Annotated in this window: 31 protein-coding genes and 1 riboswitch; of the genes, 20 read left to right on the top strand and 11 right to left on the bottom strand. The window is 39.1% G+C overall.

The features are described 5' to 3' along the window. The first annotated feature begins 111 nt into the window (after positions 1 to 111). Positions 112 to 1,095, top strand: coding sequence for an NAD(P)/FAD-dependent oxidoreductase (locus JSQ81_RS03470; RefSeq protein WP_212606344.1), 984 nt, complete (start codon positions 112 to 114; stop codon positions 1,093 to 1,095). 225 nt (positions 1,096 to 1,320) lie between these two features. Here the strand turns inward: JSQ81_RS03470 and JSQ81_RS03465 are convergent, their stop codons facing one another. The 3 genes from JSQ81_RS03465 to JSQ81_RS20015 all read right to left on the bottom strand — a co-directional run bounded on the left by JSQ81_RS03465 (position 1,321) and on the right by JSQ81_RS20015 (position 4,471). Next, on the bottom strand, positions 1,321 to 2,430 hold the full coding sequence (locus JSQ81_RS03465) for a DUF1648 domain-containing protein (RefSeq protein WP_212606343.1): 1,110 nt from the start codon (positions 2,428 to 2,430) through the stop codon (positions 1,321 to 1,323). Continuing rightward, on the bottom strand, positions 2,427 to 2,807 hold the full coding sequence (locus JSQ81_RS03460; protein ID WP_212606342.1) for a GntR family transcriptional regulator: 381 nt from the start codon (positions 2,805 to 2,807) through the stop codon (positions 2,427 to 2,429). Before JSQ81_RS03460 ends, JSQ81_RS03465 begins: the two co-directional genes overlap by 4 nt. A 113-nt stretch (positions 2,808 to 2,920) precedes the next feature. Further along, positions 2,921 to 4,471 carry a polysaccharide deacetylase family protein gene (locus JSQ81_RS20015; protein WP_249336623.1) on the bottom strand — a complete coding sequence of 517 codons (1,551 nt, stop codon included), beginning with the start codon at positions 4,469 to 4,471 and terminating at the stop codon, positions 2,921 to 2,923. 286 nt (positions 4,472 to 4,757) lie between these two features. Between JSQ81_RS20015 and JSQ81_RS03450 the strand changes: the two genes are divergently transcribed. Beyond that, entirely contained in the window at positions 4,758 to 5,732 is a 975-nt protein-coding gene (locus JSQ81_RS03450) for an oxygen-dependent tRNA uridine(34) hydroxylase TrhO (protein WP_212606341.1), read from the top strand. Positions 5,733 to 5,775: 43 nt separating this feature from the next. Here JSQ81_RS03450 and JSQ81_RS03445 read toward each other — a convergent pair whose 3' ends face one another. The 3 genes from JSQ81_RS03445 to JSQ81_RS03435 are packed head-to-tail and all read right to left on the bottom strand — an operon-like array spanning position 5,776 to position 6,933. Continuing rightward, positions 5,776 to 6,231, bottom strand: coding sequence for a hypothetical protein (locus JSQ81_RS03445; RefSeq protein WP_212606340.1), 456 nt, complete (start codon positions 6,229 to 6,231; stop codon positions 5,776 to 5,778). Between the two features lie 15 nt (positions 6,232 to 6,246). Continuing rightward, entirely contained in the window at positions 6,247 to 6,729 is a 483-nt protein-coding gene (locus JSQ81_RS03440) for a hypothetical protein (protein WP_212606339.1), read from the bottom strand. Positions 6,730 to 6,732: 3 nt separating this feature from the next. Next, positions 6,733 to 6,933 (bottom strand): helix-turn-helix transcriptional regulator, encoded by a 201-nt coding sequence (locus JSQ81_RS03435; RefSeq protein WP_212607530.1) that lies wholly within the window; start codon positions 6,931 to 6,933, stop codon positions 6,733 to 6,735. Positions 6,934 to 7,144: 211 nt separating this feature from the next. Here JSQ81_RS03435 and JSQ81_RS03430 point away from each other — a divergent pair, with 211 nt between their 5' ends. The 3 genes from JSQ81_RS03430 (at position 7,145) to recQ (ending at position 10,323) form a co-directional block, all read left to right on the top strand. Then, a complete protein-coding gene (locus JSQ81_RS03430) occupies positions 7,145 to 7,972 on the top strand; it encodes a DUF368 domain-containing protein (RefSeq protein WP_212606338.1) in 828 nt (275 codons plus the stop codon). Between the two features lie 78 nt (positions 7,973 to 8,050). Then, complete coding sequence (locus JSQ81_RS03425) at positions 8,051 to 8,467, top strand: hemerythrin domain-containing protein (RefSeq protein ID WP_212606337.1); 417 nt, start codon at positions 8,051 to 8,053, stop codon at positions 8,465 to 8,467. A gap of 74 nt (positions 8,468 to 8,541) precedes the next feature. Further along, complete coding sequence (gene recQ / locus JSQ81_RS03420) at positions 8,542 to 10,323, top strand: DNA helicase RecQ (RefSeq protein WP_212606336.1); 1,782 nt, start codon at positions 8,542 to 8,544, stop codon at positions 10,321 to 10,323. A gap of 33 nt (positions 10,324 to 10,356) precedes the next feature. Here recQ and JSQ81_RS03415 read toward each other — a convergent pair whose 3' ends face one another. Further along, entirely contained in the window at positions 10,357 to 10,491 is a 135-nt protein-coding gene (locus JSQ81_RS03415; RefSeq protein WP_212606335.1) for a sporulation histidine kinase inhibitor Sda, read from the bottom strand. A 167-nt stretch (positions 10,492 to 10,658) separates the two neighbouring features. Between JSQ81_RS03415 and JSQ81_RS03410 the strand changes: the two genes are divergently transcribed. Beyond that, the gene (locus JSQ81_RS03410; RefSeq protein ID WP_212607529.1) at positions 10,659 to 10,985 is read left to right on the top strand and encodes a YnfA family protein; all 327 of its coding nucleotides are present in this window, start codon (positions 10,659 to 10,661) and stop codon (positions 10,983 to 10,985) included. A gap of 143 nt (positions 10,986 to 11,128) precedes the next feature. On the opposite strand, the gene JSQ81_RS03405 is transcribed toward JSQ81_RS03410, so the two are convergent. From JSQ81_RS03405 to JSQ81_RS03390, 4 genes are all read right to left on the bottom strand, one after another. Further along, on the bottom strand, positions 11,129 to 11,674 hold the full coding sequence (locus tag JSQ81_RS03405) for a DUF488 domain-containing protein (RefSeq protein WP_212606334.1): 546 nt from the start codon (positions 11,672 to 11,674) through the stop codon (positions 11,129 to 11,131). A gap of 58 nt (positions 11,675 to 11,732) precedes the next feature. Then, positions 11,733 to 12,374 (bottom strand): queuosine precursor transporter, encoded by a 642-nt coding sequence (locus JSQ81_RS03400; protein WP_212606333.1) that lies wholly within the window; start codon positions 12,372 to 12,374, stop codon positions 11,733 to 11,735. A gap of 16 nt (positions 12,375 to 12,390) precedes the next feature. Then, positions 12,391 to 12,888, bottom strand: coding sequence for a preQ(1) synthase (gene queF, locus JSQ81_RS03395; protein ID WP_212606332.1), 498 nt, complete (start codon positions 12,886 to 12,888; stop codon positions 12,391 to 12,393). Positions 12,889 to 12,968: 80 nt separating this feature from the next. Beyond that, positions 12,969 to 13,012, bottom strand: a riboswitch (PreQ1 riboswitch). 28 nt (positions 13,013 to 13,040) lie between these two features. Continuing rightward, a complete protein-coding gene (locus JSQ81_RS03390; RefSeq protein ID WP_371812501.1) occupies positions 13,041 to 14,204 on the bottom strand; it encodes an MFS transporter in 1,164 nt (387 codons plus the stop codon). Positions 14,205 to 14,325: 121 nt separating this feature from the next. Here JSQ81_RS03390 and JSQ81_RS03385 point away from each other — a divergent pair, with 121 nt between their 5' ends. The 14 genes from JSQ81_RS03385 (at position 14,326) to JSQ81_RS03320 (ending at position 24,271) form a co-directional block, all read left to right on the top strand. Next, positions 14,326 to 15,312, top strand: coding sequence for a diaminopimelate dehydrogenase (locus JSQ81_RS03385; RefSeq protein WP_212606330.1), 987 nt, complete (start codon positions 14,326 to 14,328; stop codon positions 15,310 to 15,312). A gap of 286 nt (positions 15,313 to 15,598) precedes the next feature. After that, a complete protein-coding gene (locus JSQ81_RS03380; RefSeq protein WP_212606329.1) occupies positions 15,599 to 16,045 on the top strand; it encodes an NUDIX domain-containing protein in 447 nt (148 codons plus the stop codon). Positions 16,046 to 16,126: 81 nt separating this feature from the next. Beyond that, the gene (locus tag JSQ81_RS03375; RefSeq protein ID WP_212606328.1) at positions 16,127 to 16,612 is read left to right on the top strand and encodes an HIT family protein; all 486 of its coding nucleotides are present in this window, start codon (positions 16,127 to 16,129) and stop codon (positions 16,610 to 16,612) included. Positions 16,613 to 16,676: 64 nt separating this feature from the next. Continuing rightward, positions 16,677 to 17,126: an NUDIX hydrolase gene (locus JSQ81_RS03370; protein WP_212606327.1), complete on the top strand. Its 450-nt coding sequence runs from the start codon at positions 16,677 to 16,679 to the stop codon at positions 17,124 to 17,126. A 97-nt stretch (positions 17,127 to 17,223) separates the two neighbouring features. Continuing rightward, the gene (locus JSQ81_RS03365; RefSeq protein WP_212606326.1) at positions 17,224 to 18,312 is read left to right on the top strand and encodes a M42 family metallopeptidase; all 1,089 of its coding nucleotides are present in this window, start codon (positions 17,224 to 17,226) and stop codon (positions 18,310 to 18,312) included. 412 nt (positions 18,313 to 18,724) lie between these two features. Beyond that, complete coding sequence (gene argF, locus JSQ81_RS03360; RefSeq protein ID WP_212606325.1) at positions 18,725 to 19,687, top strand: ornithine carbamoyltransferase; 963 nt, start codon at positions 18,725 to 18,727, stop codon at positions 19,685 to 19,687. A gap of 131 nt (positions 19,688 to 19,818) precedes the next feature. Next, complete coding sequence (locus JSQ81_RS03355; RefSeq protein WP_212606324.1) at positions 19,819 to 20,034, top strand: helix-turn-helix transcriptional regulator; 216 nt, start codon at positions 19,819 to 19,821, stop codon at positions 20,032 to 20,034. After that, entirely contained in the window at positions 20,024 to 20,515 is a 492-nt protein-coding gene (locus JSQ81_RS03350; protein WP_212606323.1) for a hypothetical protein, read from the top strand. The genes JSQ81_RS03355 and JSQ81_RS03350 overlap by 11 nt, the downstream gene beginning before the upstream one ends. A 4-nt stretch (positions 20,516 to 20,519) precedes the next feature. Continuing rightward, the gene (locus JSQ81_RS03345) at positions 20,520 to 20,966 is read left to right on the top strand and encodes a small multi-drug export protein (RefSeq protein WP_212606322.1); all 447 of its coding nucleotides are present in this window, start codon (positions 20,520 to 20,522) and stop codon (positions 20,964 to 20,966) included. Positions 20,967 to 21,077: 111 nt separating this feature from the next. Continuing rightward, the gene (locus JSQ81_RS03340) at positions 21,078 to 21,614 is read left to right on the top strand and encodes a TetR/AcrR family transcriptional regulator (protein ID WP_212606321.1); all 537 of its coding nucleotides are present in this window, start codon (positions 21,078 to 21,080) and stop codon (positions 21,612 to 21,614) included. 153 nt (positions 21,615 to 21,767) lie between these two features. Further along, entirely contained in the window at positions 21,768 to 22,661 is an 894-nt protein-coding gene (locus JSQ81_RS03335; RefSeq protein ID WP_212606320.1) for a beta-keto acid cleavage family enzyme, read from the top strand. Further along, complete coding sequence (locus JSQ81_RS03330) at positions 22,661 to 23,626, top strand: L-carnitine dehydrogenase (RefSeq protein ID WP_212606319.1); 966 nt, start codon at positions 22,661 to 22,663, stop codon at positions 23,624 to 23,626. The genes JSQ81_RS03335 and JSQ81_RS03330 overlap by 1 nt, the downstream gene beginning before the upstream one ends. A 26-nt stretch (positions 23,627 to 23,652) precedes the next feature. After that, complete coding sequence (locus tag JSQ81_RS03325; protein WP_212606318.1) at positions 23,653 to 24,132, top strand: thioesterase family protein; 480 nt, start codon at positions 23,653 to 23,655, stop codon at positions 24,130 to 24,132. 19 nt (positions 24,133 to 24,151) lie between these two features. Then, on the top strand, positions 24,152 to 24,271 hold the full coding sequence (locus tag JSQ81_RS03320) for a hypothetical protein (protein WP_249336621.1): 120 nt from the start codon (positions 24,152 to 24,154) through the stop codon (positions 24,269 to 24,271). Positions 24,272 to 24,417 lie beyond the last annotated feature (146 nt).

Here is a 24,417-nt window from a genome sequence, read left to right as displayed (position 1 = left end):
TGAAATATGGAAACAAATTATGTGTTTTTTTCGTCCTGTTAGTAGATAATATAGTTATGGGGTAAATTTTACGTATTTCGTACTTACTATTTTAATTGGAGTGTTTAATTTATGGATAACGAAATTGTTGATATTACAATTATCGGAGGCGGGCCTACTGGTCTTTTCGCTTCGTTTTATGCTGGGATGCGCGAAATGTCGGTAAAAATTATCGATAGCTTACCACAACTTGGCGGGCAGTTAATCGAACTGTATCCTGATAAATATATATACGACGTCGGAGGATTTCCTAAAATACTCGCGAAAGACTTTGTAGCGAATTTAGTGACGCAAGCGCATTATGCAAAACCGGAAATACTGCTTGGTGAAACTGCGCTCTCAGTAGAACGCGATGGAGATCATTTTATACTGAAAACAGATAAAGGCGTTCATCTAACACGTACGATAGTTCTAACAGCTGGAATAGGTGCATTTCGTCCAAGAAAAATCGGCCTGAAAGAAGAAGTTGAATTTGAAGAAAAGACGCTTCATTATGGTATAAAAGATCTTTCTATTTTTAAAGAAAAAAATGTTGTTGTTTGTGGTGGCGGTGACTCAGCAGTTGACTGGGCATTAATGCTTGAAGATATCGCATCAAGCGTAACGCTCGTACATCGCAGAGAACGTTTTACGGCGCATGAGACAAGCGTTAACCAATTGATGGAGTCTAAAGTAGATGTAAAAACTTCATTGAATGTGAAAGCGATTGAAGGGGAAGACGGAAACGTTAAAGAACTCGTTCTTGCATCCAGAGATGGCAGCGAAGAACGCGTTTCTGTTGATCACTTAATCGTTAACTACGGCAACATTTCTTCATTGGGACCATTGAAAGACTGGGGTGTTGACATGGATCGGAACTCGATTATTGTCAATAGCCGCATGGAAACAAATATTGAAGGAATCTATGCAGCTGGTGACGTTACCACATATGATGGTAAAGTTAAGCTCATTGCCGTAGGACTCGGCGAAGCGCCAATCGCAGTGAACCATGCCAAAGCACATATAGACCCTAAAGCAAGACTACAACCGCTTCATAGTACAAGCATTTTTAGTTAATGAACAAAAGCGCAAGGCGCCCGTTTAGCCCCGACAGGCATAAGCAATCGAACGAGGTGGCGCTTTTTGCCGCATCGCTCGATTGCTTATGACCCGAGGGGCTGGCGCCTGGAGCTAGACGTGAAATCTCTTAGTCGGAAGATATCCACAGTCCGAGATTTTATAGTTTCTTAAACCATAACAAAAGGCAGCTAACAAGAAAAATGTTAGCTGCCTTTACTATTTTTATAAAAGAAATGAAATGGCTAGAATTAATATGATTGGTAAGAATATGATGAAATAACCTATGGGATTACCAAAATTTATCGACCATCCAACGCCAAATCGTTTTTCAACAAAGATGGAAGGATCATTTTTATTGACGTAGAAAATACCGGCTTTCCAGTGCTCGTCATCATCATAGTTAGTGATTCCTTCAAGCTTATCCTCATCAACGACGTCAACTTCAAGCCGGGATCCGCCCTGACCAACTTTGAACGCATAAATGCCAGTCATGATAAAAGTAACAATTAAAAAGCCGATAGGCAGTGCAAATAGAAGTGAAGGTTTTCCGATATCAGTATGAATCGTGCTTAATTGCAGAAAAGCGAATAGGATTGTTTGTAAAGTCGTAATTGCAAATAAAAACCAACTCGAATATTTTCTGAATGACAATTGTTGAGCACGTGACCTTTTTCTGTTTGTCGCATTTATTTTAATGCCGGATCTTTTTGTCATTTCATTAATTACTAGCATCATTCCTTGCATAATGAGTATCATTAAAGGAAGTGCCATTACTGATAAAACTGTTTTCTCACTAAAAGCATCAGGTTGGCCATCAATTCCCCAATGCGTAGGAATTAAGTCGGGTAAATTTTCAAATTGGATTGCTATATATGCCATTAAACCAATTGTTATGATCATTGGAACAATATAAATATACCAAGGTAGCATTTCGTCAGCTGTTCGAGCAGCGAGATCCGTTACGCGAATCTGTTTTAAATTCGCTCCCCAATTATTATCGCGTTTTAAGCGTGATGTTTTCGCATGAAAAAGAAAATATAGAATCATACTGCTAAATAACAGTGCGAACTGGGCAGCGACGCCAAACAATACGATGTTCTCTTCACTGGCATTTGAAACAGGAATCCAAATAAGAAAAGCAGTAATTATCAGTACGCCCAGCCCTGCAGTCATTAATGAATAGATTTTCTTATAAGATAATAAGGTATGATTTTTAGTATAAGTATCAGGAATTGTAACACCGAAAACAATTGTTGGCTTTATTAAATACGGTATAGCAGCTTGAATAGCGATGATGAAAATAGCCATACCAACCATTAGTAAACTTGTCATTGTCGTTCCTCCTTAATTTTAGAAAAAAGTTCTTTCATCATTTCAGTAATTTCATGTTTTGATAAACCTACTGCCATTGCTTCAGCAATCACGGGGCGCATCGCGGTTTCAACCCGCAATCGGGAAACTTCATCCGATGATAATATGTTAACGACAGCGCCGGACTTTGGAATGATTCGAATAATACCTTTTTTGTCTAATTCACGATACGCTTTATTGACGGTATGCATATTAATGCCAAGGTCACTGGCAAGCGAACGAACAGATGGTAGAGAGTCACCAGGTTTAAGGGAGCCACCCGCAACCCCTTCGATTAATCCATTTGCTAATTGTGTATAGATAGGAATATCGGAATCCATTTCAATATTGATGAACATTCGAATTATCACTCCTTTGTGTTCTATATTGAGTATAACAAAACTGTTATAATAAATCTATAACAAAACCCCCATCAACAATGAAAAATATTGTTGATGGGGGTTGTATGGTTTTAGTCCTCTAATTCAGATACAGTCACGAAAGTATAGCCTTCGCCGTTTAAATAGGCAAGAACTGCATCAAGCCCGTCAGCTGTTGATTGGTGAATATCATGCATGAGAATGATACTGCCGTCTCGTGTATTTTTCTTCACATGGGCAAGTAGTTGGTTTGCATTTCGATGCTTCCAGTCTAGTGTATCTACATCCCACAAAATGACCGGTAAATTTGTTTGTTGTCGAACCGTTTTATTTATTGCGCCATAAGGCGGGCGGAACGAAATTGCTTTTTCTCCTGTGACTTTCTCGATAATTGAAGAAGTTCTAGTAATCTCGCTGTTTATCTTTTTGATGCTTGCATTGGTCAGGTCGGGATGTGTCCATGTGTGATTTCCGAGTTCATGCCCCGCGTTGGAAACATCTTTCGCAATTTCAGGATAATATTCGACCCGACTTCCAAGCATATAAAAAGTAGCTTTGGCATTGTATTTTTCTAATGTAGCAAGGATTTTTGTTGTCACTTTTGGATCAGGTCCGTCGTCAAAGGTTAGCGCTACTTTTTTGACAGATGGGAGCTCTGCTTTATCTTCTTCCTCATTATCTTTAGCCGGTTCTTCTTTGGTAATTTCAGCATCATCTGTTTCTGGTGCTGCAGGTTTTTCTGCAGTATCAGGATAGTCATCAATCGTCTTGTCTTCTTCTTGCAAATCTAATTTATTGTCAATTGCGATGTCATCATCATTTTTTTCTATGCTTAATTTAAATTCTTTTGCTACAAATTTACTCAATCGTTCCAGTGGGACGGAGACAATCGGAATCCCGGCTGTCCCTAAGGCGATTTCATATTTATTAAAATAAAAAACTATGGATTCATTTGTCATGGCAAAGTTTTGGAAGTTATCCCATTCAGGTTCGGTGTGCAATGTTGCTTCTTCTATAAATAATTTATCTTTATATGATTCGTCATTAAATAAAATTTCTCGAACAGATTCAGATACCTTATTAAGCCGCTTTTGATCTCCTTCAAATACATCTTCTATCGTAATTTCATTGCCGGTTTCAGGATTCAATCGAAAAGAATTAATTTCTGTAAAACCGCTGTCGCCGCCAATATAAGTCGAATTCAGTAAAACAAAAGAATAAAATCCAGAATGATGCGGAAAAGTTTCAAATGAAATGTTCAATTCACCTGTTTGACCGCCACCAAGAGCGTTGTAATCGGCGATTTCTGCTAAATAACGATCTTTTAAATCCGTAATATAGTTTTTAACTTTAGTATTGAAAGAATCATGAATGCTTTGCGGGTATTGAAGCGCAAAAGGTGCATTGGGATCATTAGAAATCTTTGTAATGATTTTAATACCTGGATAATTGGAATTAATGGTTTCGGTTAATATCGGAAATTCCGTGTCAGCTGAATTACTTGTGTTTTTAGGCGGGGACGTCGCTTTATTTTTAGTTGAAGTAAATATAATAATTATTCCTGCTAAAATAATAGAAAAGATGATTGTGGAGAATACAAGGTCAATCCAGACCGGACGACGTTTTTTATGTGTTTTTCTCATTACGAAGGCCCCTTTAAGTTTTCTATATGTAGTAGACGCAAATAAACGCTTAATAGTTACAAAATAATCTATAAATCTACAAAAAATTAGCTAATTCAATTATAGATGAAGAGTTACTTTTGTACCAGTAGTAAAAAGGACTTATCGAAAATTATTAAAACTAAATATTGGACACAAAAACGTAAGCAATAACTCTTTTTTCAACCCATTTTTTATGATATACTGACAACATCTTTGCTATGGGAATAAAAAATGTAACAAATCAAACAAGGTGGTTGAAGTAGTAATGGAAAAGGGACGATATCGGGTTCTTTTATTTTACAAATATGTTCATGTTGAAGATCCAGAGACCTTAGTTGCCGAGCATTTAAAAGCTTGTAAGGAAATTGGATTAAAGGGCCGTATTTTTATCGGCACTGAAGGTATTAATGGAACATGTTCGGGAACGATTGAACAAACCGATGCTTATATTGCAATGATGCAAAAAGACGAGCGATTTAAAGATATAGTATATAAAGTCGATGATGCCGCGAGCCATGTATTCAAGAAAATGCACGTTCGTGTGCGCAGTCAAATTGTAAACCTAAGTTTAGAGGATGATATAGATCCGAACGAATTGACAGGGAACTACTTAAGTCCTGCAGAATTTTTAGAACAAATGCAAGAAGAAGATACAGTTGTAATCGATGCAAGAAATGATTACGAATATGACCTAGGACATTTCCGCGGCGCTATTCGTCCAGACATCAGAACTTTCCGCGATTTACCACAGTGGATTCGAGACAATAAAGAGCAGTTAGAAGGAAAGAAAGTTCTGACATACTGCACGGGTGGAATTCGTTGTGAGAAGTTTTCCGGTTGGCTCGTACGTGAAGGATTCGAAGACGTTGGTCAGTTACACGGCGGGATTGTTGCTTACGGAAAAGACCCGGTTGCCAAAGGGCAGTTGTGGGATGGACAATGTTATGTATTCGATGAACGTTTAGCTGTTCCTGTCAATCAGGTAGAGCACGTCATCGTAGGACGCGATCATTTTGACGGAGAACCATGCGAACGCTATAGAAATTGTGCGAATCCGGAATGCAATGCACAAATCTTATGTTCAGAAGAAAATGAGCACTTCTATATGCGCAGTTGTACGGACGAATGTCGCGTACACCCGCGTAATCGATATTTCACAGAACATAATATGACTGTAGAACAATTTGATGAACGAATGGCTGCGATAGAAAAACATCGAAATGAAACACATGTAGGTTAAAATAAAATCGTCTAGACGGAATTAACTTCGTCTAGACGATTTTTTATTTTAAATAATCATTGCGATAGGTGATGTAGTAGACAACTAGACCTATTATAGGAATGCTAGCCATTGTTAAAAAGGTTAATATCATTGAAAATGGCTTTTCATAATAAAGTAAATACGCGACAAAAGCCATAGCAAATGGGGTAAACATTAGAATGAATGATAGTGCGTTCTTCGCAGCATATCCTGTAATTTCGGCTTCTCGTTCATCTTTTATGTTGAATTCAGGTAAAATCTTTTCCCTGTACCGAATCGTCTCATTTGGACGACTTTTTTTGTAGACATGCTGCTGTCTTGACATGAGCAGAAGTAAAATTATGAAAGCAATAAATATATATGGATTAATTCCGATTGAATATTTGGATGTGCTAAAATTTATAATTTCAGACAGATAAAAGCATATAATTATTAGGAGCGACACACGTAACAAAATAGCGATGGTTAAATTTTTCAAAGTAAACAGCTCCTTTTAGATTTTTGCCAAACTTTTATAAGTTATCAAATACGTTAATAGACCGACAATTGGAATAGATGCAGTCGTAAACAATGGGAACCAAATATGGTCGATAAAATAATTAGGGATAAATAAGTAGGATCCAATCATGAAAAATGAATAGGATAATATCACAACAAATGCTAAACTGACTGCTTTATGTGTGTTTTCAACGGCACGTTCATCAGAAACATCGTATTCCGCGGTTAAATAAGCACTCAAGATTGAGTTTTTATTTTTCCGAACCTGAAAGAACTGAAAAATTTCATTAACGATTAAGAGAAAAACAACACCGATAAAAACAAAAACTGTCCATGTATTTACCCCAAGATAGATTTCATTGATAAAGCCTCGTTCCATCTGAATAAGCAATTGTTCAACTCTCAAATAATCAAAAACCAGAACAGCAAGTGAGACAAAAAGCATGATTCTTAAAAAAATCGTGATGTAAATCCTCATTTTTTATCCTCCTTTTCTAAAAATCTCTTCAATCGGCATATCAAATTCTTCAGCAATATTCATTGCCAGAAGCAGGGAAGGCGTATAGCTGCCTTTTTCCAAGGACACTATCGTTTGTCTTGTTACACCGACCCGGTCAGCTAATTCGCCTTGAGTTAAATTAAAACGCGCCCGAAGTTCTCGTACTCGATTTGTTAACAAAATAGGTCCTCCTTACTTATTTCTTAATTTAATTGTATAGTAGACCAATCTATTTGTAAAGTTGAGTATACATATTGTTTAGTTGACTTTACTAACACATGTGAAATCAATGATAAATCATAAACCTTAAAAAATCAGACACTTTCTATGCGTACCAAATAGATGTATGATGGTATACTTAAGACACCTGAATTTAAATGGAGGAACAAATCTAATGCAATGGAGAAATTTATATCGCGGATTCTTTATCGGAATTAGCGATCTTATACCGGGAGTGAGCGGGGGAACCATCGCATTCATCCTTGGCATTTACGATGAATTATTAGCGTCAATCAGCGGATTTTTCAGCCGTGATTGGAAAAAACATATAGGGTTTTTATTGCCACTAGCTATCGGCATGGGCGCGACATTATTATTATTCAGTAGAGTTATCGAGTTTTTACTGAAAAATTACCATGCACAGACACAATTTTTCTTTTTAGGGCTCGTAATTGGTGTGCTGCCGTTTATCGCAAGACAGGCAAATGTAAGAAAGAATTTTAAGATCGGTCATTTTCTAGTGATTTTAATAGTCGGGGCGGCGCTTGCATCATTGGCCTTGATCAATCCGCAAGAATCGACACCCATTACGACATTAACTGCCTCTAATGCAGTTGGATTATTTTTTGCAGGATGGGCTGGAAGTATGGCGATGTTGTTACCGGGAATAAGTGGATCATTTGTTTTATTATTGCTAGGCGTTTATTCAACAGCTATCGGGGCATTATCAAATTTGAATTTACCAATCATTGCAGTGATAGGTGCGGGAGTAGTCGTTGGTTTTATTGTAAGCAGTAAAATCATCAATTATTTACTCACTCATTTTACATATGTCACTTTTGCAGTGATTATTGGATTGATTATTGGGTCGGTATTTGTCATGTATCCAGGGTTCCCGAAAGATGGAAGCTTTTTTGTCATGAGTATCCTGACATTCTTCATTGGGTTACTCGTAGCGAGTCTATTTAGTTCTCCCGGAAAAGCATCAATTATTAACGATTAATGAAGTGTTTCATTCCAAAAGGCGACCGAATCTGGTATTCTTATAACTAGAAGGAACAACTGGAAAGGATGATTTATAATGTCAGGACCGGCATTGCGACAACTTCATGCACACAGAGCAATTCACGAAGGCGGATTATCTGGAGCAGTTACGAAAACTAGAGATATGATGGATTATTTGCGACAAGGCGAGCTTGAAACTGCTAACCTAGCAGCTGATGATTTAATAGATTATTGGAAGACACGTGTGATTAGCCATGCAGATGCGGAAGAAAGCGGATTTTACAAGGAAATCGCCCAGGAGAACCCCCAACTCCAAGAAGCGATAACCAAGCTAACTCGTGATCATGATTTACTCCGAATTATTGTGAAAGATATCGAAGAGCTCCGTGCGGATGAAGGGTTAAGCCCAAGTGTTTTACATAAATTTCATGCTTTAAAAGTTGTTAATGCAATTCACAGCCGCGACGAAGAGCGTTTGTTATTTGCTGAATAATGGTCTGATGGACCAGACTAAAAAATGAAAACGCCTACGAATAGGCGTTTTTTATTTGATAAGGGGGAATAATTTTGCTGACTGGAGCAACATCTGTACTACGAGATTATTTTGGATATGATTCATTTCGTAAAGGCCAAGAAAATGTAATTGAAAATGTTCTACACGGTAAAGATTCACTATGTGTAATGCCAACGGGTGGAGGGAAATCCGTTTGTTATCAAGTTCCTGCACTTGTAATGGAAGGCACTGTCATTGTAATATCTCCGCTTATTTCTTTAATGAAGGACCAAGTGGATGCGCTCCATGAAGCAGGAATTTCCGCTGCATATATTAATAGTACAATGACAAGCGAAGAATACCAGATGACAATGGATGCGACGATTCGTGGCGAATATAATCTATTATATATTGCCCCGGAGCGTCTTGATTCCCCGTCGTTTACGAATCGATTACAATTGATGAACGTTCCAATGGTAGCAATCGACGAAGCGCATTGTATTTCGCAGTGGGGTCATGATTTCAGACCGAGTTACCGAAATATCCGGCATATGATTTCACTGTTTCATGATAAACCAGTCGTTCTTGCTTTAACTGCCACAGCAACACCGGCGGTACGTGAAGATATTTGCGACCAACTCGGGATTACTGAAGACAATACCGTTATGACTGGTTTTGAAAGAGAAAACTTAACTTTTTCAGTTGTTAAAGGACAGAACCGGGACAAGTTTGTAGTCGATTATGTAGAAAAGAACGAGGGCGAAGCTGGAATCATTTATGCAGCTACTCGAAAAGCGGTAGACCAAGTTTACGAAACGCTGAAGAAAAAAGGGGTGCCTGTCGCTAAATATCATGCGGGTTTATCGGATGATGAACGCAGCGTAGGCCAAGAAAAGTTTTTAAATGATGAAATTTCAGTAATGGTTGCCACGAATGCGTTTGGAATGGGAATCGACAAATCGAATATACGTTATGTCATTCATTATCAAATGCCGCGGACGATGGAAAGCTATTACCAAGAAGCGGGCCGTGCTGGCCGTGATGGACTTGATAGTGATTGCACATTGTTATTTTCATCCCAAGATGTTCAAACACAACGATTTTTAATAGACCTATCGCAAGACGAAACGCGCATACCGATGGAACTCGAAAAATTGCAGTCGATGATTGACTATTGTCATACGGAAGCTTGTCTTCAGAAATTTATCATTACGTATTTTGGTGAATTGGAAACGAAAGATTGCGGACATTGCGCGAACTGTACAGATACACGTGAAAGTTCAGATGTCACGACAGAGGTTCAAATGGTATTGTCTTGTGTCATTCGAATGGGCCAACGCTTTGGGAAAACGATGATTGCACAAGTGTTAACAGGATCTCGCAGCAAGAAAATGTTTGATTTCGGTTTTGATAAATTAACTACCTACGGAATCATGAGAAACCAAAGCGCCAAGGAAGTTTCCGATTTCATTGAATTTATTATTTCGGAAAACTACTTAGGTGTTGAAAATGGACAATATCCAACCATTTATGTGAGTGAACTTGGTAAAGACGTGTTGACTGGAAAAGTGCAGGTGTTCCGCAAAATATCGGTTGTTACAAAACAAATTACAAAAGACAATCCATTATTCGAACAACTACGCGCACTCCGAATGCAATTAGCTCAAGAAGCTGGCGTACCGCCATTTGTTGTGTTCTCGGATAAAACTTTGCAAGATATGATTAGTAAAATGCCTGTTACGGAAGAGGAGTTCCTAGAAGTCAACGGTGTTGGACTGGCTAAACTGGAGCGTTACGGGGAAGCATTTTTGGAAGAGATTCGTGCGTTTCAACAGGAACAAGTTGAAACGTCGTAAAGAAAAAAGGGTGGCAATCGCTACCCTTTTTTGTTATTTGCCTTTATGTATGGTGATTAGGCGTCGTTCGATTTCTGACTTTAGTAGTTGAATGAAATTAGGATCAAGACCTAATTTCTTAGATTGAAAATAAGCTTTTTTGAGTTCTTCGTCTGATAAAGTTTTCATGATGAATTAACCTTTAGTGCTCCTTTCAGTTGTTAAGAGTTGAAACATTGACCAACTTGTTATTCCCAATCATCTTAGCTTTGAAACACCTTTCACATAGAGAAAGCATTTGTAGCCTAAAGAAAGTTATACTTGATTGTATCTATTAGTGTTAGGAAGTGGTCTAAATTCTTTATGCATTTGTTTTATTTATAGTTGCAGGATTAGCAGAAGTTGGTGGTGGTTATTTAATTTGGCTATGGTTAAGAGAGAGTAAGCCATACTATTGGGGAATAGGTGGCGGAATAATATTAGCTTTATATGGTGTTATTGCTACATTTCAGTCGTTTCCATCATTCGGAAGAGTTTATGCCGCTTATGGCGGAGTATTTATAGTTATTTCAGTTTTATGGGGATGGGGTATTGATAAAAATACGCCAGATTTATACGAGTGGATAGGTGCAGCTATATGCCTTATTGGGGTTTCGGTGATATTGTTTGCACCACGACAATAAGTTTTAAAAGCCGAATTCATAGAAATCGGCTTTTTTATGATTTTCAAAAACTACTTAAAAACATTAAAGAAAAGTAACTCTTTTATAGTCACTATATTAGACCGGTTCGCACGTACTACACTGGAAGGATCTAATCTACTAATTCATTTAGGATAAATAACAGTACCATCATTATTCAAAACTGGTGGGGCACCCCATTGTCCGGGAACGTGATCTTCAATTTTTGTGCTTCCTTTTGGTCCATCGAGAATATGTCGAACGGTCCAACCGTTAAGTGAAAGCCAATTGCTAATCAATAGGCGGTGACAACGTGCTGGATGACGTTCAGAGCAACAATAGGCTACTGTGTTGTTTTCGGCTATTTCCTTTAGTTTTTCTAGGCCCGTTTGAAAATCTTCTTCCAAAGTGTAATCCGCATAATTATGAAATGAGCGGTTTTCCCATGCGTCATTTATTTCATTATCGATCGTTTTGGATTTATTGCGCCGACCGCCAAGTTCTTTGATGTGACTATAGTCGATTCCAGATTCAGGTAACCAAATACTCATTCGATCTTTATGAAAATGAGGGAACTTTCGACTGCCCGGAAACGCGCGCACATCGACAAGGAAATCAATATCACCATCCTGCAGTAGTTGTAAAAACTCTTCTTCTGTATGTGTGGAGTGTCCAACTGTAAAAATATCCATAAAAAAACCTCCCTCTTCATTAATTCCTTGAAAGGGGGAGGGTCAAACATCATTTTTTTCAAATGCGTGCAGTTGCTGTATCCAATTTTTCTTTTTTCTCAGCTCTTCTGCAAATTGCAACAAGCGCATAAACAACCGGCGTATCCAATATCGCGACAAGGAATTTGAAAATATACTGACTGAAAATCATTCCAATGAGTACACCTAACGGCATCGTGCCGTAAAAAGCAATCGAGATGAAAATAGCCGTGTCGACAAGTTGACTCGCCATCGTCGATAGGTTATTTCTGACCCACAATTTCTTTTCGCCATGCCGTTTTTTCAACTTGTCAAAAATCGTTACATCTAAGTTCTGACTGACAAGATAAGCGACAAGACTTGCGACTGTGACACGGAAGCCGGCTGTAAAGATTAATTCAAATGATTGTTGGTTTTCATAGAAAGACGCAGCAGGCAATTTAATAGCGATCCATATGAACACGATTGCCAAAATCTGTGCCAGAAAACCCGTCAAAACGGTACGTCGTGCGGCTTTTTTTCCGTAAGCTTCTGTTATGACATCCAAAATTGGATAGGTAAAAACATAAATAATGACGGCAGCAGGCAACACAATCCAATCGCCGATACTGAATAACTTTACTGCCAATACATTGGACAAAATCAATAATCCGACAAATAGGCCATTTAAATAATACAACATGGTTTCGAATCCTCCATCAGCGATTATCGATTTTTTCCGGATTCATATCATGGTTCATCATCCGGTGCTCGGCCATCTGTTCATATTTTGTTCCTGGTTTCCCGTAATTGCAGTAAGGATCAATGGATAATCCGCCACGCGGCGTGAACTTTCCCCATACTTCGATGTATCTAGGGTCAATTAATTCGATTAAATCATCCATGATGATATTGACGCAGTCTTCGTGAAAATCACCGTGATTTCGGAAGCTGAATAAATATAATTTCAATGCTTTACTTTCAACAAGTTTTTTATCGGGTATAAAACTAATGTACATTGTTGCAAAGTCTGGTTGACCTGTTTGAGGGCACAATGATGTAAATTCTGGACAATTGAATTTCACGAAATAATCACGTTTTGTGTGTAAATTGTCAATCGCTTCCAAAACTCCTGGATTATAGGTGTCTTTGTACTCCGTATGTTGATTTCCTAACAATGTTAAACCTGTCAATGTTGATTCATCTCTTCCAGCCAATTAAAAAAACCTCCCGTTAATTATGTCGAGGGAGGTCCATAAATGTAGAAATAATGTAATCGTTTGAGATTCATTTTTCATCATCCATAGTTTTTTATAGAGGGTCGCTATGAACCTCTCCCGAACATTTAAATGCATTTCCTTCTAAAACATTAGCTGATAGGCGGCGCATTGTCAAACGAATTTTTTTTCGTATTCCCGATGAGGGAATAAACAGCGATGACAATTAAAATAATGCCGGTTAACAGGAAAGAACCCGAGAATTCTAAATCTAATAAACCGATGACACTTGATCCCACGACAGCCCCAATTGAAAAGAATGCATAAAAGTAGCCATACGCTTTCCCGCGAAACTCGGGAGAAGACGAATCGATCAGCAAAGAGTTGATGGAAGGGAATAAAAATGCAAATCCGATACCGTAAATAATCATCGAAATGTATAAGAAGTTCAATTCTTCTAGTTGACTTAAGAACAGCATACTAATGCCCATCATTGACAATCCGAATGCGAGCGTTATAATCGGGCGAACATGGTCGAATATTCGGTTGACCGGGAGTAAAAAGATCAGAACTGCCGTCACGCCGAATGCGCTTAGCAACATGCCGCTTGTTTTGGCATCAAAACCGAGCGAGACAACTTTTAACGGCAAGACCAGTGCTAAAACCCCTTGTGAGAACATGAGGAAGAAGGCGCCGGTAAAAGAACGAACCATACCAGGTGAACGAAATAAATGTCTGACTCGCGTTTGGTTATTTGAAATTTGCTTCTTACGAACATATTTAAATGAACGGAGAACGAAGAATGCGGCAACCGCGATTAAGAACATCATAATCCCATTAATCGCCATGACGAATGCGGGACTGGTTTTTGCTGCGACAATCCCGCCGTATGCAGGCCCTATAATGGCAGCCAATCCGACAAATGCGCCCGAAATGGCAACGCTTCTTCCGCGATTAGTTTCCTCCGTACGGTTCGCTAAAAAAGTAAATGCTGCTGGAACAATCAGACCTTCCATAAAACCGTGAATGAAACGAACGCCAAGCAAACTGACTGGATCAGTGATTGCGAAGTATAAGAGTAGAGAAACCGCTGACGCAAATAATCCGAAAACCAAAATTAGAAATGGGCCGCGTTTATCAGTCATAAATCCAGAAATAACATTACCAATCATATTAGAAAACGAATAAATACCAACTGCAAGTCCAATAACAAAAGGAGTTGCGCCTAATGAATCAGCGAAAGGGCTCATTATCGGAAGTTGGGAAAATAAATCGAAGAAGGAAATAAATACAATGAGATAAACAAAGTTTCGCATTTGAAAGCCTCTTTTCATAGTTTCGAACAATACTTTTAGTTTATCATTGTTTATACTTGAGAAGGACAGCTTTGACTGTGAACAATTCATGACAAATACATAATTGGAAGGACGAGATTAAATGACGAAGAAAATTAGAATCGGAATAGCTGGATATGGAAATTTAGGCAGGGGTGTCGAGTCGGCAATTGCACAGAACGATGATATGGAATTAATCGGTGTTTTTACGAGAAGAAATCCAGATGACCTGACATTACTAAACGATAAAATTCCCGTGTATGCACACGACTCAATTCTAGAGTTTAAAGAGAAAATTGATGTATTGATCTTATGCGGCGGATCCAAAAATGATTTGCCAGAACAAGGACCTGAATTGGCAAAACATTTCTCTACCATTGATAGTTTTGACACACATGCAGAAATCCCAAATTATTACGAAGCAGTGGATCAGTCCGCAAAACCAAACAAAAATACTTCGATCATATCGGTTGGTTGGGATCCAGGCTTATTTTCGATTAATCGTCTGTACGGAGAAGCTGTTTTATCCGAAGGAACTACTTATACATTTTGGGGTAAAGGACTTAGCCAAGGACACTCTGATGCAGTAAGAAGAGTTCCTGGTGTTAAAGGAGCAGTGCAATATACGATTCCTAATGAAGATGGAGTGAATCAAGTTCGTAGTGGAACACTTCCGGAACTATCAACCCGCGAAAAGCATACACGCGAATGTTACGTAGTCCTTGAAGAAGGCGCAGATGCAAATGAAGTGGAACAAGCAATTGTAACGATGCCGAATTATTTTTCAGATTATGATACGACAGTGACGTTTATTACAGAGGAAGAACTGAAGCGAGATCATGCAGCGATGCCACACGGAGGATTTGTCATTCGTAGCGGTAAAACAGGTAACGATACCAATCAAGTGATGGAGTATTCTATGAAGCTCGATAGCAATCCTGAGTTCACATCAAGTGTTCTCGTTGCATATGCACGGGCAGCTTATCGGTTGAATCAAAACGGTGATTTTGGTGCGAAAACTGTTTTTGATGTCGCGCCTGGATTATTGTCGAAGAAAACTGCGGCAGATCTACGGAAAGAATTGCTATAATCACAGCCGCAAAACTTTGAATTAGTGAAAACAGCGATACCTCTTAAACGGGTAACGCTGTTTTATTTATATAAAGGTATTCTAGATAAAACGTAGAATCTCTTATTGTACATGCAGTTATGGGTTGAAACTAAAAAGTAAACTATAATAAACGGAACTAAGAATTTCCCATTAAACTGCTTCAGTTGCACAAAATGACACTGGTCTGGGTTAACTTAAAAGGTTCGATGGTCAATTGTTAATGTCAAACCGTTATAGAAGCCACTGGTTAAGGGGGGAATTCATATTGAATAGCACTAAGAATAATGGCTTTAAGTTTCTTGAATTTATTAATATTAAAGAAATAGAAATAAAGTTTTATCAGCCAGTAGCAGGTTCTTTTGCAATCGTAAAGTGTGAAGGGAAATATCTTCTTTGTTATAACGTTTGGCGTCAACAATGGGAATTTCCGGCAGGTCATAGAGAGCAGGATGAGACGCCAAAAGAATGCGCTATGAGAGAACTTTATGAAGAGACTGGACAAGTCGTGGCTAATCTCGAGTTCAAAGGGTTATTAAAGGTGAAAAATACAATGAATGGATTCATTAAATATAATCCAGTTTACTTCGCTGTCATTGAAACATTACAACCATTTATGGGAAATGAAGAAACAACGGAAATAATGCTTTGGGATTTAAATGAGGAAATTGGTGTTATAGATGAGGTGGACTTAAAGATAGTAGATTATGTTTGAATTTATTCAAGTGTGTTATTGTACGACGACAGAAAACCTTTTTATCTATAAGTTATCAATTAAAGATTGGGAGGAACATTCATGAGGAGAATAACTTTATCAAACGGAAAAACAGTTGAAGTTGAATGTTTAAGTTGTGCATTGACAAGTGGAGTTATCGAACCAGATGGAGGAGTGGTAATTGAAACTGAATTCTTCCATGCTCATCAAGATGTTGCATACCCGATAAAAGGACTAATTATTTTAGCTTCCAAGCGTCATATTAAATGTTTTGATGAATTAACCGAGGTAGAAAAGATTGATTATATAAATATTCTATCAAAAATTAGAAAGGCGCAAAGGGAAGTTTTGGGAATTGAATATGTTTATTATTTTTACAATGAAGATACAACGCATCATTTCCATACATGGATGGTTCCGCGCTATGAATGGATGTACGAATTTGGCCGTTCAGTAGAATCGATTAGACCTGTTCTACTCCACGCTAGGAATGAAATGAATATTGAAGAAAATATGAAAGATGTAATGAACGCTATTAAGGCTCTGACTGAAGAATTAACACCCTAATGATGCGGTGGAATAACCCGAATTTTGTCACCGTTTAATGAAACAAAAAGGAGGATTACAGTAGATGAAAAGGGTTGATGTTGTATACGTCCTTCTATTTGATAAACACGAAAAGAATGTATTATTAGTGAAAAATAAAGGAGAAGCAGCGTCTTATTATACACTTCCTGGTGGAGCGGTAGAGAAGGGCGAAACGCTTGAAGAAGCTGCTATTCGTGAAGTAAAAGAAGAAACAGGATTAGATGTCCAAATAGATGGCGTTTTTACCGTTAGTGAAGCGTTTTTTCAAGAAAAAGGACATCATGCTATATTCTTTACTTTCCTGGGACAAATAACTGGTGGAGAAATAAATATCTCGATTCCGGAAGAAATTGAGGAAATTACTTGGATGGACCCCCAACTGGCAGAAAAATATATACATATAACAATGGAATATGAGGGGGTGATAAACAGCAAAACGAAGGTTCCATATATTCTTAGAGAAATTGGCAGATCATCATATATGAAAAAATAGGCAGCTTTCTTTTTTATTTAAACCCGAAATGTTTTGATAATAGCATCCATTTCGAATATACTACTTATGTATGATTTATTTAGGAGGTCGAAGTAATTTGACAAAACTTGACGAAACATTAACGATGCTCAAAGATTTAACGGACGCGAAAGGCATTCCGGGTAACGAGCGTGAAGCGCGGGATGTCATGAAAAAGTATATCGAACCGTTTAGTGATAAAGTTGAGCAAGATGGACTAGGTTCTCTAATTGCTTCGAAAACTGGTGATGACAAGGGCCCGAAAATAATGGTTGCAGGTCATCTTGATGAAGTTGGCTTTATGATTTCGAAGATTGATGATAAAGGATTCTTATCATTCCAAACTGTTGGCGGTTGGTGGTCACAAGTAATGCTGGCACAACGCGTCACAATCGTCACACGCAGTGGAGATACTGTAACAGGCGTTATCGGATCAAAACCTCCGCATATTCTTTCTCCGGAAGCGAGAAAGAAACCAGTTGATATTAAAGATATGTTTATTGACGTTGGTGCAACTTCCAAGGAAGAAGCAATGAAGTGGGGAATTTTACCGGGAGATATGGTTGTACCTTATTTCGAATTCACCGTGATGAACAATGAAAAGCTGTTGCTTGCGAAAGCATGGGATAATCGAATTGGGATTGCGATTGCAATCGATGTTCTCAAAGGGTTGAAAGGTGAAAATCATCCGAACGTAGTATTCGGCGTCGGAGCAGCTCAAGAAGAAGTCGGTCTCCGCGGTGCACGCACTGCTGCAACAAAAATCCAGCCAGACATCGGATTTGCAGTAGACGTCGGGATTGCAGGAGACACACCTGGAATTACATCGAAAGAAGCAACTGGAAAGATGGGCGATGGCCCGCAAATTTTACTCTTTGACGCATCGATGGTATCGCATAAAGGCTTGCGAGATCTAGTTGTCGATACGGCTGAAGAAAAAGGAATTCCATATCAGTTCGAAACAATCCCTGGCGGCGGTACAGACGCAGGTGCCATCCATATTTCCGGAAGCGGCGTTCCATCACTAGCAATTTGTATTCCAACACGTTATATCCATTCACACGCGGGAATCTTGCATCGTGATGATTACGAAAACACAGTAAAACTGATCATTGAAGTGATTAAAAAGTTAGACCGTGAAACAGTTAATAAAATTACTTTTGAATGAAAATTAAATCGAGTGGCCTTGTTATTCCTTATTGGGGTAACAAGGCTTTTTGTTTGTTCCCGTATCGTCACTCGTTATTCTCGTACTGGTAGAGTTTGCTCTCGCTGCGTTCCTGGTTGCTCTCGTTGCTCCCTCGTTTATTCTCGTATCGCGATTTCTCGTAACTTTATTATCGTATCGCCGCTCGTTTCTCTCGTACTACGTAAGTTTGCTTTCGCTGCGTTCCTGGTTGCTCTCGTTGCTCCCAGGTTTATTCTCGCACCGCATATTTTCTAACGATATAAGTCGAAAATACCCTTTCACAATAAACACCTAACTTTCTAACTAATTATAATAATACACTTGACTTAATAATTATACACACATATACTAAAACATACATTCAAAATTTATGGAAGGTGATGATTTATTTATGATTAAATTAGCGGAAAGTGATAAGGAATTAGAAGCGGGATTAAAAGGAAGAGATCTTCTTAGTTTACTTGATTTAACGAGCGAGGAAGTTTTATATTTGATTGATAAGGCAATCAAGCTTAAAAAAGATACAACGGATGGCAAACTTGACCAGGTTTTGGCGGGGAAAACGTTAGGGATGATTTTCGAGAAGCATTCGACGAGAACGCGTATTTCATTTGAAGTAGGGATGATTCATTTAGGCGGGCATGCGATGTTTATGAATGCGCGCGATTTACAAATCGGGCGCGGCGAGTCGATTTCAGATACGGGAAAAGTCCTCTCGGAGTATTTGGACGGCGTGATGATACGTGCAAATTCTCATGAAATGGTAAAAGAATTAGCGGAACATACGTCTGTTCCAGTCATCAATGGGTTAACAGATATTTTTCATCCATGCCAAGCGTTAGCTGATCTACTTACAATTATAGAAGTAAAAGGATCATTAAAAGGTAAGAAATTGGCGTATATTGGTGATGGGAATAATGTTGCGCACTCCTTAGTCATCGCAGCAGCTCATGCTGGAATGCACGTAACAATTGGAACGCCTGAAGAATACACGTGTGACCATGAAATAATACAACAGGCGAAGAAATTAGCCTTGTTTAATGGGGGCAGCGTCCTAGAAACAACGAATCCGATTGAAGCTGTAAATGGAGCAGATGCAATTTATACAGATGTTTGGACCAGCATGGGGCAGGAGGAAGAAATGTTCCAACGTCTTGAAGCATTTAAAGATTTTCAAATTAACGATGAATTAATAGCGCACGCAAAAAAGGACTATATATTTTTGCATTGCTTGCCAGCACATCGTGAAGAAGAGGTCGCGACATCGGTTATCGACGGGCCGAATTCTTATGTATTCCAACAAGCAGGCAATCGATTGCATGCGCAAAAAGCCGTATTAGCGACATTATTATAAAAAAGAAAAGTTTCTAAAGAGTCTAGGTGCTTAGCCTAGGCTCTTTTTGTTCGGTCAACATAACTTAATGTAATAAATACTTTACATCCAGTTAAGTTTAGTGTACATTATTAATATGAGGTGGTGTTATCATGCTGAAGAATAGGGTCAGAGAATTAAGAGCGCGGCATGATTTTACGCAAATAGAACTTGCAAAACGCGTGGGGGTTACGCGACAGACCATCGGTTTTATCGAAAAAGGAGAATTTTCGCCGTCCGTTACATTGTCATTGAAACTTGCCCGTGAACTCAAGTGTAGTATTAATGAATTATTTTGGTTGGAAGGGGAGGAAGAAAATGAAAAGTGATATGAGGGTTACGTTTCCATTATGGATTATGAACTTTATTCTATTAATCGCCGTGTCTATTTATTTTATCGGGACGACTGCGCTTATCGAGGGCAATGGAATGGACGAATTCACATTTAGTTTAAGCTTGGAGTCTAATCTAATGTTATTTGCTATTTTGTTTGTTCTGATTTGGGGCACCCTAATCACCTTTTTCATCAAATTATTTAAGCATAATCGAAAATATCCCGATAAAAAACTTTCGCCATTATACTTGACGCCCCCGGAATACCTAGAAGACGATGAATTATTTCAACAGGCAACAGGTCAGGCGACAAAAAAAGTGTATACATTTTTTGTAACAGCCATCCCAGTACTTGCGGTATTATACCTTTTATTGCCGATTGGGAAGATGTGGATGGTTATTGGATTATTGTTATTGGGATTCATGCAGTACTTAATTTATTATTTGGAAATCAGAAAGTATATCACGGAGGAATAATTAGATGTTTGAGTATTTTTTAGTGTTTTTAGGCGCGGCAATTCCGTGGTTGGAAATAGCGCTAGTGATACCATTAGGCATAATAAGCGGTCTATCTCCCGTTTGGGTGATTCTAACTGCATTCATTGGGAATATGTTGACAGTTCTAGTTGTAATTGTTGGATTCCAAAAAGTAAAAGAATGGATGGAGTCCAGAAATCGTAAAAAAGGAAAAGCAGAATCTAAACGAACGGAGCGTGGCAAACGAATTTGGAATAAGTACGGCATGCCAGGCGTTGCTCTACTAGGACCAATTGTAATTGGAACACATATCGCGGCCTTCATCGGACTGCTTTTCGGTGCGAATAAAACAAATGCCACAGTTTGGATGTCTATCAGCATCGCGCTTTGGTCGCTAGTATTCGGAATTGCCACCGCGCTCGGATTTGATCTTTTCACACGGAACTTTTAGAAGAGGCCTTAAGTTCTTCCTACTTAAATGGGAGTCCTTAAGGCTTTTTATGTAGTTTCTACCGTCTGGTTGATATAATGTATAGATATGCAATTTGAGGAGGGAAGCTGAATGGATAGTATACCTAGAAAAATAGCCATTCTGAACGCCGCATCTAAAATTGTTGCTGAAAAAGGCATCTTTTATTTAACGCTGGATGCGGTAGCGGAGAAAGCGGGAATTAGTAAGGGCGGCTTGCTATATCACTATCGATCGAAAGAAGTATTAGTCGAGAAAATGGTTGAGCATCTGGCCACTAATTATCAAAGCAAAATAGATAACCACGCTACTGAAGACCCCGAAGAAAAAGGTAAATGGACACGTGCCTATCTGGATGTCACTTTTAAAAACACCTATCACAACAAGGATATGCATGCCGGATTACTTGCAGCAAAAGCAGTCAATCCAGACTTGCTGGATCCGATTCATGAAGCTTATTCGAAATGGCAATCCAATATTGAAAACGACGGCTTAGACCCGACCATGGCGACGATTATTCGCCTGGCGACGGATGGAATTTGGTTAGCTGATCTTTTTGAAATCAATCCGATTGAAGATGAGCAAAAAGAATTGGTCTATAATACGTTGAGAAATTGGACGCAGAAATAATATGTTGGCTTGTTAGTAACATCAAGAATACGAAATTCTTTGAATTTATATTTGGGGGTTGAAAGCGAAAACTTCCGCATGTATAGTGTGGAAGAAAGCTAAAACCGTCTGGACGGTACAGTGATGTAAATAATCGTATCGGAGGAGATAAATATGAAGAACAAGGTATTACTAACAGCTGCTGTAACAGGTGCAGGGGACACAACTGGAATTAGCGATTTGGTGCCAGTCACGCCAAAAGAGATTGCGGACTCGGCTATCGAATCAGCAAAAGCAGGTGCGACAGTCGCTCATATTCATGCACGTGATCCAAAAACAGGTGGCGTAAGTCATGATATGGATCATTACCGTGAGATTGTTGATCGCATTCGTGAATCGGAAGTTGATGTTGTTATCAATATCACTGCGGGTGGCGGCGGCGATTTTATCCCTAGTTTAGATACACCTGCTGCAGGTGGAAATGGAACATTTATACAAACGCCTGAAGAACGTCATAAACCAGTAGGCGAACTACTTCCTGAAATGTGCACGCTGGACTGCGGAAGTGTCAACTTTGGCGATACGATTTATATGAGCCCGACTGAATGGTTGAGAGATCATGCGAGGCTCATTCAAAAAAGTGGCGTGAAACCTGAATTGGAATGTTTTGATACAGGACATCTTCGTTTTGCAAAACAATTAATTGACGAAGGATTAATCGATGGAGATCCAATGTTTCAATTTTGCCTAGGAATTCCATGGGGTGCGGAAGCAGATGCGGAAACAATCATGTACTTTAAAAATCGTTTGCCTGAAAATGGGCACTGGTCAGCATTCGGGATAGGTCGCATGCAATTGCCGATTGCCATGCAAACCGCAATGCTAGGCGGAAACATCCGCGTCGGTTTGGAAGATAACCTGTACATTTCAAGAGGCGTTCCGGCAAGTAACGAACAACTCGTTGATAAAGCGGTTGAAATGTTGCACAGCAATGGAATCGAAGTAATGACGCCGCAAGAGGCGCGAGTTTACTACGAATTAAGAAACCCTCACGGAGGTGTTCTATAATGGCTGCGAACATCAAACCTGTCGAAAAACTTGCTGTAATTGGTACCGGTGTTATTGGAAACGGTTGGATTGCACGGTTTTTGGCCCAAGGATACCAAGTAGTCGCTTTTGATCCGAGCGAAGGAGCGGAGGAACGAACACGCTCAGCGATTGAACGGGCGTGGCCTTCTCTGGTACAAATGGGATTAGCGCCGAATGCGTCGACTGACAATGTTATCTTCGTTTCGACAATTGAAGAAGCAGTTAAGGATGCCGATTTAATTCAAGAAAATGTTCCTGAAAGGGAAAAACTGAAAAAAAGTGTTTTGCAGTCGATTGACAGATTTTCGAAACCTGATGCAATTATCGCATCGAGCACGTCCGGAATCATGCCAAGCGTTCTACAAGAGGGCCTTCATCACCCAGAACGCTTAATTGTAGCGCATCCATTTAATCCTGTTTATATTTTACCGCTTGTAGAACTGGTAGGGGGTCGCGCAACATCTCCTTCAATAATGGAGACAGCTAAGATTTTCTACAAGGCAATCGAAATGAAGCCTTTAATTGTCAAAAAAGAAATCGAGGGGCATGTGGCGGATCGATTAATGGAAGCCTTATGGCGCGAGTCTTTACATCTGGTGAATGATGGAATTGCAACGACTGAAGAAATTGATGCTTCAATCATTTACGGTGCCGGGCTTCGCTGGGCGCAAATGGGACCATTTTTGACTTTCCATTTAGCGGGTGGAGACAAAGGAATGCGTCATATGCTTGAACAGTTCGGCCCTGCGCTTAAGCTTCCGTGGACAAAATTAGAAGCGCCTGAATTAACTGAGAACTTGAAGGAGAAGGTTATTGAGGGCTGTGAAACCCATGCGGGAGATGTATCAATTGCGGAATTAGAAGAGAAACGGAATGAGTTTCTCGTGAAATTACTTAATCTGGTAGAAGAGTATTGGCATGAGCCAAACAAAGTGTCTGTCTGATTTATTATTGAAAAGAGGTGTTTGAGATGGAACATAATACTTTTACCTTTCAAAGTAATGTAAAAAAAGAATGGGTTGACTATAACGGACATATGAACGACGCTGCCTATGCACAAGTATTTAGTCTTGCAGTGGATGCGTTTATGGATTTTATAGGATTAGCTGAAGCGGCGCGCGAAAAGCATGCTTATACGATTTTTACGCTTGAAACACACTTATGTTATTTACAAGAAGCGAATGAAGGGGAAGGACTTCAAGTTTCCGTGCAATTATTGGATGTTGATGACAAACGTCTGCATGTATTTTTCACGATGAAAAATAACGGCGGCGACATCATTGCAACGAGTGAACAAATGTTAATGGGAATCGATACCAACGAAGGAAAAGCCGCGGCTTTTCCGTCCCCGATTGCCGCAACAATTGAGAAGCTATCCCAAGCGGATAAAAAAATAGAAACTCCGAAACAAGTGGGTAGGAAAATCGGTATTCGTCGAAATCGCGTCTAGTAATTTCCCGCGATTTGATGTGAATCCGAATACTGGCGACACAACATTGGATACAGTAGAAATGTTCCCAGCAAAACAAACGATATACCATGGGGCTGAGTATCCTTCTCATGTGGTACTTCTGGTTATACCGAAATAATCGAATAAATAATGTGGAAAAGCAAACCGTTGTAAGATGGTTTGCTTTTTTTCTTGTTTCTTGATCAAGTATCTGGTTATTATTGCAACCGTCGATTTCCCTCGCTACGCTCAGTCCAGGGTCTCGCCGCCCTACGCTGCAATCGA

It is taken from the genome of Sporosarcina sp. Marseille-Q4063, from assembly GCF_018309085.1.
In the GTDB taxonomy this organism is placed as follows: domain Bacteria; phylum Bacillota; class Bacilli; order Bacillales_A; family Planococcaceae; genus Sporosarcina.
This window is presented reverse-complemented; position numbering and strand designations above follow the sequence as displayed.

What these genes read in the sequence shown, in the direction of transcription:
- JSQ81_RS03460 (WP_212606342.1), bottom strand. Translation starts at nt 2,807, where the DNA reads ATGTTCATCAATATTGAAATGGATTCCGATATTCCTATCTATACACAA.
- JSQ81_RS03375 (WP_212606328.1), top strand. Translation starts at nt 16,127, where the DNA reads ATGAGGAGAATAACTTTATCAAACGGAAAAACAGTTGAAGTTGAATGT.
- JSQ81_RS03345 (WP_212606322.1), top strand. Translation starts at nt 20,520, where the DNA reads ATGTTTGAGTATTTTTTAGTGTTTTTAGGCGCGGCAATTCCGTGGTTG.
- JSQ81_RS03325 (WP_212606318.1), top strand. Translation starts at nt 23,653, where the DNA reads ATGGAACATAATACTTTTACCTTTCAAAGTAATGTAAAAAAAGAATGG.
- JSQ81_RS03440 (WP_212606339.1), bottom strand. Translation starts at nt 6,729, where the DNA reads ATGAGGATTTACATCACGATTTTTTTAAGAATCATGCTTTTTGTCTCA.
- JSQ81_RS03355 (WP_212606324.1), top strand. Translation starts at nt 19,819, where the DNA reads ATGCTGAAGAATAGGGTCAGAGAATTAAGAGCGCGGCATGATTTTACG.
- JSQ81_RS03425 (WP_212606337.1), top strand. Translation starts at nt 8,051, where the DNA reads ATGTCAGGACCGGCATTGCGACAACTTCATGCACACAGAGCAATTCAC.
- JSQ81_RS03335 (WP_212606320.1), top strand. Translation starts at nt 21,768, where the DNA reads ATGAAGAACAAGGTATTACTAACAGCTGCTGTAACAGGTGCAGGGGAC.
- JSQ81_RS03400 (WP_212606333.1), bottom strand. Translation starts at nt 12,374, where the DNA reads ATGTTGTATTATTTAAATGGCCTATTTGTCGGATTATTGATTTTGTCC.
- JSQ81_RS03385 (WP_212606330.1), top strand. Translation starts at nt 14,326, where the DNA reads ATGACGAAGAAAATTAGAATCGGAATAGCTGGATATGGAAATTTAGGC.
- argF (WP_212606325.1), top strand. Translation starts at nt 18,725, where the DNA reads ATGATTAAATTAGCGGAAAGTGATAAGGAATTAGAAGCGGGATTAAAA.
- JSQ81_RS03465 (WP_212606343.1), bottom strand. Translation starts at nt 2,430, where the DNA reads ATGACAAGTTTACTAATGGTTGGTATGGCTATTTTCATCATCGCTATT.
- JSQ81_RS03430 (WP_212606338.1), top strand. Translation starts at nt 7,145, where the DNA reads ATGCAATGGAGAAATTTATATCGCGGATTCTTTATCGGAATTAGCGAT.
- JSQ81_RS03330 (WP_212606319.1), top strand. Translation starts at nt 22,661, where the DNA reads ATGGCTGCGAACATCAAACCTGTCGAAAAACTTGCTGTAATTGGTACC.
- JSQ81_RS03370 (WP_212606327.1), top strand. Translation starts at nt 16,677, where the DNA reads ATGAAAAGGGTTGATGTTGTATACGTCCTTCTATTTGATAAACACGAA.
- JSQ81_RS03350 (WP_212606323.1), top strand. Translation starts at nt 20,024, where the DNA reads ATGAAAAGTGATATGAGGGTTACGTTTCCATTATGGATTATGAACTTT.
- JSQ81_RS03340 (WP_212606321.1), top strand. Translation starts at nt 21,078, where the DNA reads ATGGATAGTATACCTAGAAAAATAGCCATTCTGAACGCCGCATCTAAA.
- JSQ81_RS03390 (WP_371812501.1), bottom strand. Translation starts at nt 14,204, where the DNA reads ATGCGAAACTTTGTTTATCTCATTGTATTTATTTCCTTCTTCGATTTA.
- JSQ81_RS03470 (WP_212606344.1), top strand. Translation starts at nt 112, where the DNA reads ATGGATAACGAAATTGTTGATATTACAATTATCGGAGGCGGGCCTACT.
- JSQ81_RS20015 (WP_249336623.1), bottom strand. Translation starts at nt 4,471, where the DNA reads ATGAGAAAAACACATAAAAAACGTCGTCCGGTCTGGATTGACCTTGTA.
- JSQ81_RS03415 (WP_212606335.1), bottom strand. Translation starts at nt 10,491, where the DNA reads ATGAAAACTTTATCAGACGAAGAACTCAAAAAAGCTTATTTTCAATCT.
- JSQ81_RS03405 (WP_212606334.1), bottom strand. Translation starts at nt 11,674, where the DNA reads ATGGATATTTTTACAGTTGGACACTCCACACATACAGAAGAAGAGTTT.
- JSQ81_RS03450 (WP_212606341.1), top strand. Translation starts at nt 4,758, where the DNA reads ATGGAAAAGGGACGATATCGGGTTCTTTTATTTTACAAATATGTTCAT.